This window comes from Bradyrhizobium sp. Bra64 (assembly GCF_024519875.1).
GTDB classification, from domain to species: domain Bacteria; phylum Pseudomonadota; class Alphaproteobacteria; order Rhizobiales; family Xanthobacteraceae; genus Bradyrhizobium; species Bradyrhizobium japonicum_G.
Window position 1 is genome coordinate 767972 of sequence record NZ_JALJRD010000001.1, and the last position, 14564, is coordinate 782535.

Consider the following 14564-nt stretch of genomic DNA (forward strand, 5'->3'; position numbering starts at 1 on the left):
TGCCCATCCTGCGGCGCCGCGGCGCGCATCAGCCCATTACTGCTTCTCGATCCCCGCATCCCGGATCAGCTTTTCCCACAGCACGAGCTGCTCGTTCACGAAGGTGCCGAGCTGCTCCGGCGTGCCCGAAAACGCGTCCATGCCGAGTGTGGCGAGCTGGGCCTTGATCTCCGGCTTCTCGACGATCTTCCGGATCTCGGCGTTGAGCCGCGTCACGATCTCCCTGGGCATGCCGGCCGGGCCGAAATAGCCCTGCCACGACGAGATGTCGAAGTTCGGCACGCCGGCCTCCTGCATCGAGGGCAGGTTCGGCACAAGCGGCGAGCGGTCATTGGTGGTGACGGCGAGCGCGCGCAGCGCGTTGCCGTTGACATGCGGCAGGCCGGTCAGGATGTCCACGAACATCATCGAGACGCGGCCGCCCATGACGTCGTTGAGCGCCGGCGGCGAGCTCTTGTAGGGTACGTGCAACAGGTCGAGCCCGGCATTGTGCGCAAAGGTCGCGCCCGACACGATCGCCGACGAGGAGCCCGAGGCGTAGCTCAGCTTGCCCGGATTGGCCTTGCCATAGGCGACGAGCTCGCCGACGGTCTTCGCCGGCAACTCGGGGTGAATCACCAGCATGAACGGCAAATCGCCGGTGCGCGCGATCGGGGTGAAATCCTTGACGGGGTCGTAAGTGAGGCTCTTGAGCAGATAGGGATTGGCCGAGTGCGTGGTGTTGGTGGTCACCAGCAGCGTGTAGCCGTCGGGCGCGGCGCGCGCGACATAGGTCGCGGCGATCATGCCGTTGGCGCCCGCCTTGTTCTCGATCACGATGCCGACCCCGAGCGCCTGCGACAGATGCTGCGAGATCAGCCGCGTCGTGGTGTCGGTGCCGCTGCCGGCCGCGAACGGCAGCACCAGCGTGATGTTGCGGCTCGGCCAGTTGTCGGCTTGCGCGCCGGTTGCGGCGGCGAGACACAGCGCGGCCGCGCCGGCGTTGCGCAGGGCTCGGATCAGTGATGACAGCATGTCTGGACGTTCCCTCTTTTTGGTTGGCGGGGAACCTAGCCAATCCACATCAAAACCGGAAGACGCGATTGACCTGCTCTCGTGCCTTGGACGCGGCGCAGCGCTTCTTCAGCGGTGCGCTGCGCCCGGGACACGAGACTTGTTGTGCGTCCGCGGCGTGGAATTACTTCACCGCGGAGCCCTGGCGCGAGGCGATCACGACGCCGGCGAGGACCAGCGCGTAGCCGATCAGGTGGAACGGCTGGAGCTTTTCGCCGAGCAGCAGGATCGCCATCGCCGAGCCGAACACCGGCACCAGATGGAAGAACGGCGCGGCGCGGTTAGGCCCGATCAGCGCCACGCCGCGATTGAAGAAGAGGTAGGCGAGCGTCGAAGGGAAGATCAGGATGTAGCCGAGCGTCGCCAGCGTCACCGCGTCGAATTGCATGACGCGGCCGCTCCAGGTCTCCCAGATCGCCGTGGGCAGCAGCATGAACGCGCCACAGCAGGTGGTGAAGGAGAGGAAGGAAAGCTGATGGACCTTCGGCCGGCGCGGGATGAAGGCGGAGTAGAGCCCGAACGCCACCAGCGAGGACGCGAACATGAGGTCGCCCCGGTTGAAGCTGATGCTCGCGAGCGCCGCGAAATCGCCGTGCAGGATGATGACGAGCACGCCGAGAAGCGAGATCGCGATGCCGGCAAGCTGCGCGCCCGTCAACCGGACGCCGAACAGCACCAGCGACCACAGCGCCACGAACAGCGGTCCGGCCGACTGGATCAGCAGCGCGTTCAACGCCTCCGTGTATTGCAGCGCCCAGTACGAGATCGCGTTGTTGAACGCGAAGCCGACCAGCGACAGGAACAGCATCAGCGGCAGGCTCTTGCGCAGGTGAGGCCAGTCGCGCTTCAGATGCGGCCAGGAGAACGGCAGCAGGATCAGGAACACGCCGAACCAGCGGATCGTGGTCACCGTCAGCGGCGGGACATGCGCGCCGACATGGCGCGCGAGCACGATGTTGCCGGCCCAGAACAGCGAGCTCAGGCTGAGCAGCAGGTAAGGCTGGTTGTTGAGCCAACTGGCCGGATTCGAGGGCGGTGGCGCGGGCGAGGCAATCGTCATTGGCGTCGGATGCAACCTTGCGCCGGATTCCCGTCGTGACACAAGTCACGGCGCCGCAATGCTACAATGCGTGCATGATCTGAGGAGGCGTCTTTGGCGGTCAATATGTTGAACATCGCGGGCCTGCAAGGGCTCGACCAGCGTGCGCCGGTGGTGATGCTGAACCTGATGCGCTTCCACGAACGCTCGCGCGACGGCGACGGTTCGGGCTGGGAGGCTTATCTTCGCTACAGCGCGATCACCGTGCCCATGATCAAGGCACGTGGCGGCACGCTGCTCTGGACCGGAGACGCCAAGACGGTGGCACTCGGTCCGCAGGATGGCAACGATTGGGATTTCGTCGCGCTGGTCTCCTACCCGTCGGTCGCGGCCTTCCTCGACATGATGACGTCGGAGGCCTACGAGCGTGACGCCGATCCGCACCGCGTCAACGGCTGCGCCGAGCATGTGATCGTTGCGACGGAGCAAGCCTATAGTAAATTCAGCGCCGGCTGATCCTGCCGGGCTCGCGGACCATGCGTGCGTGTTTTATCTATAGTATGCAACCCTTGGACGCGACTTCGGCGCAGTTGCGCGCCAAATGTGAACTATTCGGTTGCCTGGGGGTGCCAAAGATGGTGCCTTTAGCCGGTGAGCGCGCATGACGGGCATTGCAGGCCCAGCGTGACGCGTTGCGGTGCTGCTTCCTCCTGGTCGATTATTGCTTCGTTGGGGATCAGATGCTCTGTGAGCGTTGTGGCGGTGACAATCCGGCGACCAATCGCTTCTGTCACGGCTGCGGTTCGGCTCTGCCGATGGCCTGCTCCGCCTGCAATCATCTCAGCCCGCCCGGCTCGGGTTTTTGCGGGGCCTGCGGCGCGGCCCTGAATGCCGCGAGCAGGCCAATTCCGGCAGTGGCGGGGCATTCCACCAGGCCGATTCGGGGCGAGCTGAAGCAGGTGACGGTGCTGTTCGCCGATCTCGTCAGCTCGACCGAGATCGTTGCCGGCCTAACCGCCGAAGATGCCATGCAGCGTCTCAAGCCCGCGCTCGATTCCATGTGCGATGGCGTGGAGCGGTTCGAAGGCACAGTGGTGCGAACTCTCGGCGATGGCATCCTCGCCTTCTTCGGCGCACCGCGCGCGCAGGAGGGCCACGCCCTGCTGGCGTGCGAGGCGGCGCTGGCGATCCGCGACGCGTTTCGTGCGCGCGATGATGCCATGTCGGTACGCATCGGGCTGCATTCCGGCGAGATCGTCGCGGATGCTCCGATCGTCGACACGGTCACCGAGCACGGCGCTTACGGGCTCACCATTCATCTCGCAAGCCGCCTGCCGGCCAAGGCGGAACCGGGTGAGATTTGCCTGACCGACGAGACTTACCGCCTGGTGCGCTCGTTCTGCGATGTCGGGCCGCTCGGCCGTCATCGCCTGCGCGGTGTGCCGGAGCCGATCGAACTGTATCTTCTCAAGAACCTCAAGCCGGCGGTCGCCAGCCAGCAATTCCGCGGCGTCGCCCTGGCGACGTTCCGCGGGCGCGAGCGGGAGATGGCTCTGCTGCAGCGGACCCTGGCGGCGGTGGAGACCGGCAGCTCGCGCGTCACCGGCATCGTCGGCCCGCCCGGGACCGGCAAGAGCCGGCTGTGCTACGAGTTCGCTGAATGGTGCCGCGCGCGTCACATTCCGGTGTTCGAGGCCCGGGCGCAGCCCTATGGCACGGCAACGCCGCTGCAGCCGGTGCTGGAATTCTTGCGTTCGACCTATTTCAACGTCTCGCCGGACGACGAGCCCGATCTGGCTGTGAAGCAGATCGCCACGCGCCTCGCCGAGCTCGGCTCGACCTTCGAGGCGGACCTCTGGCTGGTCTGCGATTTCCTCGGCATCAGGCACGGCCAGGGCCCACCCTCCTGGCTCGGTCCGCGCGCCCGCAACGTTCGTCTGCTGGATATCGTCCGGCACATGATTCGCCAGCGCGGCGCGTCGGCGTCGGTGATCATCATCGAGGACCTGCATTGGCTTGATCAGGCGAGCGAGGAATTCGTCGCAACGCTCGTCGACGCGGTGATCTCGACCAAGACGGTCCTGATCGTGAATTTCCGGCCGGCCTATTTCGCGCCCTGGATGAGCGGTCCGCTGTACCAGCAGATCGAGCTCGCCGAGCTCTCGCCGACGGATACGGACGATCTCGTCAACGAGCTGCTCGGGCCGGGGGACGAGCTTCTCGACGTACGGCGGCGCGTCGCCGAGCGCAGCGGCGGCAATCCGTTCTTCGCCGAGGAACTGATTCGTTCCCTGGTCGAGCATCTGGCCATCGTCGGCGAGCAGGGCGGCTACCGGCGCGGCATCTCCGGTGTCTCCGACGTGCTGCCGCCGACCGTGCAGGCCGTGATCGGCGCGCGGATTGATCGGCTGGCGCCCGGCGATCGCGACCTCCTGCACACGGCGGCGATCATCGGCAAGGAGTTTCAGCTCGCGGTCCTGCAGAGCGTCGCCAACCTGCCCGCCGCTGAACTCGAGGCGACGCTGGCCCGGCTCTGTTCCGCCGAGATGCTCCAGGCGCGCAGCGGCGAGGACGGCCAGGGCTATAGCTTCCGTCATCCCCTGATCCAGGAGATCGCCTACTCGACCCAGCTCCGCGCGCGGCGCAGCCTTCTGCACGCGCGGGTGGCGCGCGCGATCGAGCAATTCTATCCGGAGCGGCTCGAGGAGTTCGCAGCGCTCCTGTCGCACCATTTCGAGCAGGCCGGCGAGGTCGACGCCGCCGCCGAATACGCCGCGCGCGCCGCGCGCTGGATCGGCTCGACCAGTCCGGCAGAAGCGATCCGGCATTGGCACAAGGTGCGCGCGCTGAAGGGGGGACAGAAGCGCAGTTCCGCGGGCGATGTGCTCAGGATCGCGGCCAGCAGCCAGATCGCCTGGCTAGGCTGGCGCGAGGGCATGACGTCGGAGGACGCAAGGCCCTTCATTCAGGAAGCGTTGGAATGGGCGCAGGAGATCGACGATTCCATGATCCCGCTCCTGTTGTTCGTCGAAGGACGGATCGCGGGCGCGAGCGGCGGGCAAGCCGATGCCTATGTCAACACCGTCAGGGAAGCCCTGGCGCTGACGGAATCGCGACAGCTCACCAGCCGCGCTGCGACGCTCAATGCCTCGCTCAGCCAGGCCTATGGCTGGGCCGGCCTTTTGCGCGAAGCCCTGACGGCGAGTGATGCGGCGCTCGCCGGTGTCCCCGGCATCACCGAGTTCGAGCACCAGTTCCTTGGCTACAATGTCGAGCACTGGATCCTCGGCTTGCGCGGCCGAATTCTCGTTCGTCTCGCCCGTTTCGACGAGGCGCGGCGGTGCTTCGATCGCATTCTCGCCATCGATCCGACGCTGATCGATCCGACGGTGCAGTTCATCGCGCATCTTGGGCATGTCGATCTCGCCTGGTGCCTTGGCGATTCCGCGATGGCCTCCACCCATGCATGGCGCGTGATCGAACTGGCGACGCGCCAGGCCAGTCCGTATTTGCGCGCCTATTCGCTGGCCTGCATCGGCACGGCGCAGGGCATCGCGCAGAACTATCAGGCCGCAATCCTGTCGTTGACGGAGGGCGTCGAGTTCGTGCGCGCGGCGCGCGTCGCCATGGAAATCGAACCGGAGATGCTTGCAAGCATCGCCGACTATCAGCTTCGTTCGGGCGCCCACGCCGCGGCCATCGACAAGGCGCGGGAAGCGATCGCGGTGGCGCAGGAACGGCACGCCCGACTGCCGGAATGCCGCGCCACCATCGCGCTCGCCGCCGCGCTGGCGGCGAGCAACAACCTGGATCACCTCGGCGAGGTGGCCGTCCTCGTCGATCGGGCCGAGGCCTTGATCGAGCTGACGGGGGCGGGCATCTACCGGCGGCTGCTGGAGGAGACGCGACGACGGCTGTCGGTCGGTGCGTGAAGGCTAGACTTTCCGCACGATGAGCGTGAACTCCATCAATCCATAGCCGTCGTGCACCTCGGCAGTGGCATTGAACCGGCTGGCGCAGTAGCGCGCCCAGGATGCGGCGTCGGTGGTGTAGAGGCCGCGGCGGGCGGGCGCACCTGGCGGCCGCTTCATGAAATTGACGCCGAAGCCGCGCCTGGTGGTGCGATGGAGGTCATCGAAGCTCGCCGCGATGAACTGCTCCCAGTCGTGCTGCGGCTGATCCTGCGCGACGTTGAAAATACCGCTGGCGACCGCGTAGTCGGCTATCCGGGGGCTGTTATGGCCAAGCGCGAAGGCGGTGTTGCCGCGGTCCCGCCACAGCCGCCGCGCCCGCCGAACCATCGCATCCGACACGTCGATGCCGAGATAGTCCACCGCGCACCCGCCATGCCGGCGGCCGAGATAGGCGATCAGCGCGCCATAGCCGCAACCGAGATCGTTCAGCGAGAAGGGCGATGCGAAGTCGCACAATTTCAGGAGCTGGACGAAGCGCATCTCCTGCGTGGCCTGGCAGGTCCAGTCGACACCGTTCGGTGTCGCGCCGAAGCGTGCGACCTTCGCCGAATAATAGGCGGCGATGCCGCTGTAGATCCGGGCCAGGTCTCCGGCGCCCGGAGAGGCTGGCTCCCTTGCGACAACGGCGGCGCGCATCGGCCCGCCTATTTCTTCGGCTTCTTCTTGCCCTTGCCCTTGTCCTTGCTTCCAGGCGGGACCTTGGGCGCCATCGGCACCGAGATCGTGAGATAGGTTCGCTCGATGTAGAAGATCGGGTTGTCCTCGCGAACCACGACCCGCAGTCCGTAGCCGCCGGTATCGCGGGAATCATGGGCCTTCATGAAGCAAGGCAGCGGCGACTTGCGCGCAAAGTTCTTGATCAATGCGTTCACGATGCGCTGGTCGCCTGTTTCGCCGTCCTGGTCCGATGGAACCTTGGCCAGCCAGGCCAGCACGCTGTACCACCGGTTCTTTGCACGGTTGTTGTTCAGGCCGCCCAATCCGAGCAGCTTTGCGCTCTCGACGAACGGCCGTCCTTGCTGGAAGATTTCGAATTCGTCCTGCAGGGCCTTGATTTCGGACACGCCCCCGGCGGTCAGTTCGAGATCTGTCTGCTCGGGACCAAACCTCAAATTGAAGAGATCGAAAAGCGGACCGATATAGATATCGTCCTCGGCCATCAACGCGCCCATACCACTCTCCCTGACAATTGCAGTTGGGTTATTGGATCGGGAAGCCAGCAATGGGGATATTGAACCTTGGTCCCGGACAAATTGCAAGGAAGCGGGAGGGGTGTCGGCCTACTTCTTCCGCTCAACGCGCTTTCTGCCCCTCCAGTGTCAACCCATCCACAGCGGCGCGGCACGCATTGCGACCGCACAGCGGGTGGCGGCGGGGCTGCTCGGCATCACGGCGCTCCGCATGGGTGCGGCGCGCTACCTTTGAAGACGAGCTAGACTAGCTCGCCTGCTTCCTCGACGCCGCGAACACGCCCGAGAGCACCAGCGCGAAGCCGATGAAGTGGAACGCCTGCGGGTGCTCGCCGAGGAAGACCATTGCCATGATCGAGCCGAACACCGGCACCACATGGAAGAACGGCGCGGCGCGGTTGGCGCCGATCAGCCGGACGCCGCGATTGAAGCAGAGATAGGCGAGCGTCGAGGGGAACACGGCGACATAGAACAGGGTGAGCAGGTTGGGCCCGTCGAGCTTCATCACGGGACGCGCGTAGAGTTCCCAGATCTCCAGCGGGATGAGACAGGCGGCGCCGGCGCCGAAGGTGAAGGCAAGGAACGACAGGCCGTGCATCGGCGGGCGCTTCAGGCTCAGCACCGAATAGAGTGCGAAGATCAGCAGCGCGACGATGAAGATGAGGTCGCCCTTGTTGAAGTCGATCTTCGACAGGGTGGTGAAATCGCCGTGCAGGAGAATCGTCAGCACGCCGCACATCGACAGCAGCACACCAAAACTCTGCGCGCCCGTGAGCCTGATGCCGAGGATGACCAGCGACCACAGCGCCACGAGCAGCGGCGCGGCCGACTGGAGCAGCAATGTATTGAGCGCCTGGGTATGCTCCAGCGCCCAATATTGCAGCGTGTTGAAGGCGCCGATGCCGGTGATCGAGAGCGTCACCATCAGCCCGAGCCTGCTGCGGATGGCGGGCCAGTCCTGCGCAAGATGTTTCCAGGCGAACGGCAGCACCAGCAGGAAAGCGAAGAACCAGCGCAGGAAGGAGAGCGTCACCGGCGGGATATGGCCGGCGGCGAGCCGCCCGACGATGGCGTTGCCGGCCCAGCACAGCGCGGTGATGCTGAGCAGGAGGTAGGGCTGGTTGGCGATCCAGTTGTGGCCGGATGTCTCCGCGCGCGTGGTCTGGCCGGTGGCGGACATTGTGATCGTTATGGCCCCGCGTCATGCGCCGAGGCCCCGGCCCGGCGATGTCCGGGCCGGCTCATAGCCCGGCCAGCTCAAAGACACGGAAATCTGCCTGATATCAATGGGGCACGACGCATCGCGTCCATGCGCACGAGCGGCGGCGGGAACCGGCGACCGTTCATCGCTTCCGCAACGCGCGGATCGCAAGCGGCTTCAACAGCTCGGCACAGGCGAGATAGACCACGACCAGCAGCGCGACGCCGGCCATCATCATCGGTGGCGGTGCAACAAAGCCGAACCAGGCGCCGACCGGCGTAAACGGTACGATCATCGCGACCAGCAAGGCGATCAGCGAGGAGGCCGACAGCACGGGATCGGGCCAGTTGCGCCAGGGGCGGCCGTTGGTGCGGATGATGAAGATGACCAGGATCTGGGTCGCCATGGATTCGATGAACCAGGCGGTGCGGAATTCGTCCGGTGAAGCCTTGAACAGATAGAGCAGGGCGCCAAAAGTCAGGAAGTCGAACACCGACGACAGCGGCCCCATGATCGCGGCGAAGCGCGCCAGCCGCCTCATGCTCCACACCTGCGGCTGCGCGGTCGCCTGGCGCGAGACCTGGTCGAAGGGAATGCCGAGCTCGGAGAGATCGTAAAGCAGATTGTTGAGCAGGATCTGCGTCGGCAGCATCGGCAGGAACGGCAGCGCCATCGAGGCGATCGCCATCGACAGCATGTTGCCGAAATTCGAGCTCGCGCCCATGCGGACATATTTCAGGATGTTGGCGAAGGTGCGCCTTCCTTCCTCGACGCCGTCGGCCACCACTTCGAGGTCGGAGGCGAGCAGGATGATGTCGGCGGCAGCCTGGGCCACGCCGGTCGCACCCTCGACCGACAGGCCGATATCGGCGACCTTCAGCGCCGGTGCGTCGTTGATGCCGTCGCCGAGGAAGCCGACCACCGCGCCGCTTGCCTGCAGCGCCTTCACGATGCGCGACTTCTGGTCGGGCGCGAGCCGGCCGAAAGCGTCGGCCGATTGCACCTGCACGGCCAGCGCATCGTCGCTGAGCTCGGCGATGTCGGCGCCCGACAGCACGCGCTCGGCATTCAGCCCGACCAGGCCGGCGAGCCGTTTCACCACCACGGGATCGTCACCCGACAGGACCTTCAGGCGGACGCCGCCCGCCGCGAGCCGGGCAATGGCTGCTGCAGCCGTCGGCTTCGGCGGGTCGGCGAAGGCGCAAAGGCCATCGAAGACGAGTCCGGTCTCGTCCTCGGTCTCGACCTCGCGGGTTGCGCCGGTCCAGGGACGCGAGGCGATGGCGACGCAGCGCAGGCCTTCGCTCGCGAGCTGATGCACGCGCGCCAGTGCAGCGGCTCGCGCGTTGCCATCCATCACGCCGCTGCGCTGCGTCGTGCACAATTCGAGCACCGCCTCGGGCGCGCCCTTGACGATGAGCAGTGCGCCTTCAGGACCGGTCGCGAGCACCGATCCCAGCCGCCGCGAAAAGTCGAACGCCTGCCTGCCGGCAAGCGTCCAGCCTTGCGCGGCATCCGGCTTGCCGGCAACCAGCGCCGCATCGAGCGAGCCGCGATCGCCGCCGAGTGCCGCGGCGATGGCGCCGAGCCGCGCGGCACGGGGATCGTCCTTGCCGTCGGCATCGAGGCTCTTGGCCAGCGTGATCTCGGCCGAGGTCAACGTGCCTGTCTTGTCAGTGCACAAAACGGTCATGGCGCCGAGGTCGTGGATCGCGGCGAGGCGCTTGACGATCACCTTGCGGCCGGCCATGCGCAATGCGCCGCGCGACAGCGTCACCGTGGTGATCATCGGCAGCAGTTCCGGCGTCAGCCCGACCGCGAGCGCGACGGCGAACAACAGCGAGTCCATCACCGGGCGGCCGAACACCACGCGGACGGTGAGCACGATCAGCACCAGCGCGAGCGTGGCGCGCGCGATCACAAGTCCGAATTCGCGCAAGTCGCGTTCGAACGGCGAGGGCGTCTGGGCCTCTGCCAATGCAGACGCCGCCGCCCCGAACACGGTGTCGCGCCCGGTGTACACGACGAGCGCAATCGCCTCGCCGGTCTGGGCCACCGCGCCGCGAAACAGCGCATTCGACGTATCGTCGGGATCGGCGCATGGTCCGGCGCGTTTCTGTACCGGGTAAGGCTCGCCGGTGAGCGCCGCCTCGCCGGCGGTGAAGGCGGTGCTCTGAAGGATCAGCGCATCCGCCGGGATGATGTCGCCGGCACGAACGCGCAGGATATCGCCGGGGACGACCTGCTCGACGTCGATCTGGCCGAACGCGCCGCCGCGCTTGACCTCGGCCTTCAGCGCCACCGATCGTCGGAGGATATCCGCAGCCCGGACCGCGTGGCCTTCCTGGATGGTGTCGAGCCCGATCGAGAGCGTCAGGATCAGGACGATGATGAGACCGCCGATCTCGTCGCCGGTGAGCATCGAGACGATGCCGGCAAGCAGCAGGATCAGAGACAAGGGCTCCAGCAGCCGGCGCAGGATCGCGTGCATCGCGCCTTCGGTGCGGGGCGGCGCGTCGCTGTTCGGCCCGAAGCGCCTGGCGCGCTCGGAGGCGTCCGCCGCAGCCAAGCCTGTGAGCCCGCAGCCCAGTCGCTTGCAAAGCTGGTCAGGTGAAAGGCGCCAGAAATGGTTGTCGGCGTGCGCTGGACTGTCCGGCAAGGCGAGGCTCCCGCTTCATGGCGTCTCGTTGGAGGCAGATGCCTCGAAATTCGGGGTAGCCTGTTGACCTGCCGCAATCTGGGATGCCGGGGGGCGGGCTAGCTTTGCCGGCAATCAAGCCCGGCCTTCGCCAGGGCGACAATCGAAATCGAGATAAGGACGAATCCGCCGGCCGGTTCGGCGGGATTCGGATGGCGTTTCATGGTCGAGCACGCAATGGTTCTGCCGCAGCACAAGAGCCGGTTCTCTGTCGCGGCGTTGTGGTCGGGATTTCTCGGTCACAAATGGTTCATTCTCGCGGTCGTCGTTCTGCTGGGCTTTGCGGCCTGGCAAAGCGTGCGTGCGGTCCTCGGGCCAGCCGTCGTGGTCGATCCGGTCAAGAGCGGCCGCCTGGTCGAGACGGTGGTGGCGAGCGGCCATGTCGAGACGCCGTTCCGGGTCGAGATCGGCAGCCAGCTCACCGGCACGGTGCAGGATGTGCTGGTGCAGCAAGGTGAAAAGGTCACCAAGGGCCAGCCCCTGATCTCGCTGGAAGCGCGCGAACTGAAAGCCAGCGTGGTGCAGGCGCAAGGTGCGGTGGCCCAGGCCGAAGCGCGCATCAGGCAGCTCGAGGAATTGACGTTGCCTTCGGCCAACGAGGCGTTGACGCAGGCCAAGGCGACCCTGCGCAACGCCCAGCAGACCTACGACCGTACCGCGCAGCTCGAACACAACGGCTATGCCACGCGCGCCGCGCTCGACGATGCGCAGAAGACCCTCGACGTCGCCCGCGCCCAGATGCGCTCGGCGGAATTCCAGGTCTATACCGCAAGTCCCGGCGGCAGCGACTATGTGATGGCGCAGACCCTGCTGAACCAGGCTCGCGCCAATCTCGACACTGCCGAATCCCGCCTCGGCTACGCGACGATCGCCGCGCCCCGCGACGGCGTCCTGATCACGCGCAGCGTCGAGCGCGGCACCGTGGTGCAGCCCGGCAAGGCGCTCCTCGTGCTCGCGCCGGCCGGCGACGCCCAGCTCGTCATGCAGATCGACGAGCGTAATCTCGGCAAGATCGCGCTCGGGCAGAAGGCGATCGCCTCGGCCGACGCCTATCCGGATCGGCGCTTCGCCGCCGTGATCACCTACATCAATCCCGGCGTCGACATTTCGCGCGCATCGGTCGAGGTGAAGCTGACGGTCGCCGACGCGCCGGACTATCTGCGCCAGGACATGACGGTGTCGGTCGATATCGAGGTCGCCGCCCGGGACGATGCGCTGATCCTGCCGTTGCGCTCGGTGCACGACGTCCTGTCGGCCAACCCCTGGGTGCTCGGCATCAAGGACGGTCGCGCCGGCCGGCGCCCGGTGAAGATCGGCCTGCACGGCAACAGCCATATCGAGATCGTCGACGGCCTCGCCGCCGGCGACGTCGCGATTCCGCAGAGTTCCGGCGTCCTGACCGGGCAGCGTGTACGGCCTGTCCTGCAATGAACCATTGGCTGCCGATCGAGTGGACCATGGCGGTGCGCTTCCTGCGCGAAGGCCGGCTACAGACCATCTTCATCATCGGCGGCATATCGATCGGCGTCGGCGTCATCGTCTTCATGTCGGCAATGCTGGCGGGGCTCCAGGCGAACTTCATCAAACGTGTGCTGACGTCGCAGCCGCAGATCCAGCTGCTCGCGCCGGATCAGATTGCGCGCCCGCTGCGCAACGGTCCGGGCGAGATCGAGGATCCGGCGGTGCAGCGTCCGAGCCAGCGGGTGATCTCGATCGATCAATGGCCGAAGATCAGGAACCAGATGCAGGCGATGCCCGAGGTGGTCGCGGTATCGCCGACGATTCTCGGCTCGGTGCTCGCGATCCGCGGCGACGCCAGCCGCTCGGTGAATCTGTCGGGCATCGAGCCGGACTCCTACTTCAAGATCGTCAAGGTGCCCGACTATATCGTCGCCGGCGAGCCCCGCCTGACCAGCGAGGACGTCATCGTCGGCATCGAGCTCGCGAGGGAGCTGGGCGCGAGCGTCGGCGACAAGCTCAACATTCGCGCCGCGTCCGGCGCCACACGCGTGCTCACGATCTCCGGTCTCGTCGACCTCGGCAACAAGAGCGCCAACCAGCGCATCTGCTATGCGGCCCTGCGCACCGCGCAATCGCTGCTCGGCATGATCGGCGGCATCACCACCATCGACATCACGGTCAACGACATCTACGCGGCCGAGAACATCGCCCAGCGCATCCAGGCCGCCAACGTGGTCGAAGCCGACAGCTGGATCAAGACCAACGCGCAGTTCTTCAGCGCAGTACAGGCCCAGCAGAACACCAACACCCTGATCCGCCTGTTTGTCGGGCTCTCGGTCGCATTCGGCATCGCGGCCGTGCTGGTCGTCTCGGTGATCCAGCGCTCCAAGGATATCGGTATCCTGCGCGCGATGGGGACGTCACGCGGCCAGGTCCTGCGGGTGTTCCTGATCCAGGGCGGGCTGCTCGGCTTCGTCGGCTCGCTGTTCGGTGCCGCGATGGGCGCCTTCGCGCTGGTCTATTGGCACTCGGTCGCACGCCAGGCCGACGGCACCGAATTGTTTCCGCTGATCCTGGAGCGGAGCCTGTTCGCGTACACGGCGCTGCTCGCCACCGTCACGGGCCTGCTGGCCGCGATGGCCCCGGCGGTGCGCGCCGCCAAGCTCGATCCGGTGGTGGCGATCCGTGGCTAGCGTAATCCTGAAGCTCGAACGGGTGTGCAAGGCCTACAATGTCGGTCTGCCGACGGAGACCGAGGTGCTGCACGACATCGACCTCGAACTCAATCATGGCGAGTTCCTGGCGCTGATCGGCCCGTCCGGCTCCGGCAAGAGCACACTGCTCAACATCGTCGGCCTGCTCGACCGGCCGACCTCGGGCCGGCTGCTGATCAAGGGCCAGGACACGGCTGTCCTCGGCGATACCGAGGTCACGCATCTGCGCGGCCACACCATCGGCTTCGTGTTCCAGCACCACTTGCTGATCTCGGCCTTCACGGCACGGGAGAACGTCATGATGCCGATGCTGGCAGACCGCGGGTATCCGTCTGCGGAGATCGAGGCGCGGGCGGACCGGCTGCTGGCGCAAGTGGGTCTGGAGAAATTCGCCGGCAACCTCGCCAACAACATGTCGGGCGGCCAGCAACAGCGCGTGGCAGTGGCGCGCGCGCTCGCCATGAGCCCCGACCTCGTTCTGGCGGACGAGCCGACCGGCAATCTCGACACCAGATCGGCCGATGCCGTGTTCGAGCTGATGCGGCAGGTCAACCGCGACAGCGGCACGAGCTTCCTGCTGGTGACCCATAATATGGATCTGGCCCGGCGCTGCGACCGCATCATCGAAGTGGTCGACGGCCGCATCCGGGCCTAACGTCGTAGAGCCCGTCTGACAAAGCGGATTTTTAGGGGATATCAAGGGCTTGGATAGGGCATTGGGCCCCGAAAAAGCC

The 14564-nt window shown here is 66.2% G+C and carries 11 protein-coding genes; 5 read left to right on the top strand and 6 right to left on the bottom strand.

Features of this window, described 5'->3' with window-relative positions; all coding sequences use genetic code 11:
* Positions 1-36: 36 nt before the first annotated feature.
* The gene (locus NR187_RS03590; RefSeq protein WP_256805721.1) at positions 37-1014 is read right to left on the bottom strand and encodes a tripartite tricarboxylate transporter substrate binding protein; all 978 of its coding nucleotides are present in this window, start codon (positions 1012-1014) and stop codon (positions 37-39) included.
* A gap of 163 nt (positions 1015-1177) precedes the next feature.
* On the bottom strand, positions 1178-2113 hold the full coding sequence (locus tag NR187_RS03595) for a DMT family transporter (RefSeq protein WP_211382285.1): 936 nt from the start codon (positions 2111-2113) through the stop codon (positions 1178-1180).
* A gap of 105 nt (positions 2114-2218) precedes the next feature.
* On the opposite strand from NR187_RS03595, the gene NR187_RS03600 reads away from it, so the two are divergent.
* Entirely contained in the window at positions 2219-2608 is a 390-nt protein-coding gene (locus tag NR187_RS03600) for a DUF1330 domain-containing protein (RefSeq protein ID WP_211382286.1), read from the top strand.
* 224 nt (positions 2609-2832) lie between these two features.
* Positions 2833-6024: an adenylate/guanylate cyclase domain-containing protein gene (locus NR187_RS03605; protein WP_211382287.1), complete on the top strand. Its 3192-nt coding sequence runs from the start codon at positions 2833-2835 to the stop codon at positions 6022-6024.
* Positions 6025-6027: 3 nt separating this feature from the next.
* On the opposite strand, the gene NR187_RS03610 is transcribed toward NR187_RS03605, so the two are convergent.
* The 4 genes from NR187_RS03610 to mgtA form a co-directional block, all read right to left on the bottom strand.
* Positions 6028-6702 (bottom strand): class I SAM-dependent methyltransferase, encoded by a 675-nt coding sequence (locus NR187_RS03610; protein WP_256805722.1) that lies wholly within the window; start codon positions 6700-6702, stop codon positions 6028-6030.
* Positions 6703-6710: 8 nt separating this feature from the next.
* Positions 6711-7238: a hypothetical protein gene (locus NR187_RS03615; protein WP_211382289.1), complete on the bottom strand. Its 528-nt coding sequence runs from the start codon at positions 7236-7238 to the stop codon at positions 6711-6713.
* Positions 7239-7503: 265 nt separating this feature from the next.
* A complete protein-coding gene (locus NR187_RS03620; RefSeq protein ID WP_256805723.1) occupies positions 7504-8436 on the bottom strand; it encodes a DMT family transporter in 933 nt (310 codons plus the stop codon).
* A gap of 163 nt (positions 8437-8599) precedes the next feature.
* Positions 8600-11116 carry a magnesium-translocating P-type ATPase gene (gene mgtA, locus NR187_RS03625; RefSeq protein ID WP_211382291.1) on the bottom strand — a complete coding sequence of 839 codons (2517 nt, stop codon included), beginning with the start codon at positions 11114-11116 and terminating at the stop codon, positions 8600-8602.
* A gap of 201 nt (positions 11117-11317) precedes the next feature.
* Here mgtA and NR187_RS03630 point away from each other — a divergent pair, with 201 nt between their 5' ends.
* From NR187_RS03630 to NR187_RS03640, 3 genes are read left to right on the top strand one after another with little or no spacing between them, the layout of a single operon-like run.
* Positions 11318-12586, top strand: a complete 1269-nt coding sequence (locus NR187_RS03630; protein ID WP_211382292.1) for an efflux RND transporter periplasmic adaptor subunit — start codon at positions 11318-11320, stop codon at positions 12584-12586.
* On the top strand, positions 12583-13809 hold the full coding sequence (locus NR187_RS03635; RefSeq protein ID WP_211382293.1) for an ABC transporter permease: 1227 nt from the start codon (positions 12583-12585) through the stop codon (positions 13807-13809). The genes NR187_RS03630 and NR187_RS03635 overlap by 4 nt, the downstream gene beginning before the upstream one ends.
* Complete coding sequence (locus NR187_RS03640) at positions 13802-14485, top strand: ABC transporter ATP-binding protein (RefSeq protein WP_211382294.1); 684 nt, start codon at positions 13802-13804, stop codon at positions 14483-14485. Before NR187_RS03635 ends, NR187_RS03640 begins: the two co-directional genes overlap by 8 nt.
* The last annotated feature ends 79 nt before the right edge of the window (positions 14486-14564 follow it).

Excerpts from the sequence above, each read along its gene's own strand:
- NR187_RS03630 (WP_211382292.1), top strand. The coding sequence starts at position 11,318 with ATGGTCGAGCACGCAATGGTTCTGCCGCAGCACAAGAGCCGGTTCTCT.
- NR187_RS03615 (WP_211382289.1), bottom strand. The coding sequence starts at position 7,238 with ATGGGCGCGTTGATGGCCGAGGACGATATCTATATCGGTCCGCTTTTC.
- NR187_RS03600 (WP_211382286.1), top strand. The coding sequence starts at position 2,219 with ATGTTGAACATCGCGGGCCTGCAAGGGCTCGACCAGCGTGCGCCGGTG.
- NR187_RS03620 (WP_256805723.1), bottom strand. The coding sequence starts at position 8,436 with ATGTCCGCCACCGGCCAGACCACGCGCGCGGAGACATCCGGCCACAAC.
- NR187_RS03590 (WP_256805721.1), bottom strand. The coding sequence starts at position 1,014 with ATGCTGTCATCACTGATCCGAGCCCTGCGCAACGCCGGCGCGGCCGCG.
- NR187_RS03610 (WP_256805722.1), bottom strand. The coding sequence starts at position 6,702 with ATGCGCGCCGCCGTTGTCGCAAGGGAGCCAGCCTCTCCGGGCGCCGGA.
- NR187_RS03605 (WP_211382287.1), top strand. The coding sequence starts at position 2,833 with ATGCTCTGTGAGCGTTGTGGCGGTGACAATCCGGCGACCAATCGCTTC.
- NR187_RS03595 (WP_211382285.1), bottom strand. The coding sequence starts at position 2,113 with ATGACGATTGCCTCGCCCGCGCCACCGCCCTCGAATCCGGCCAGTTGG.
- NR187_RS03635 (WP_211382293.1), top strand. The coding sequence starts at position 12,583 with ATGAACCATTGGCTGCCGATCGAGTGGACCATGGCGGTGCGCTTCCTG.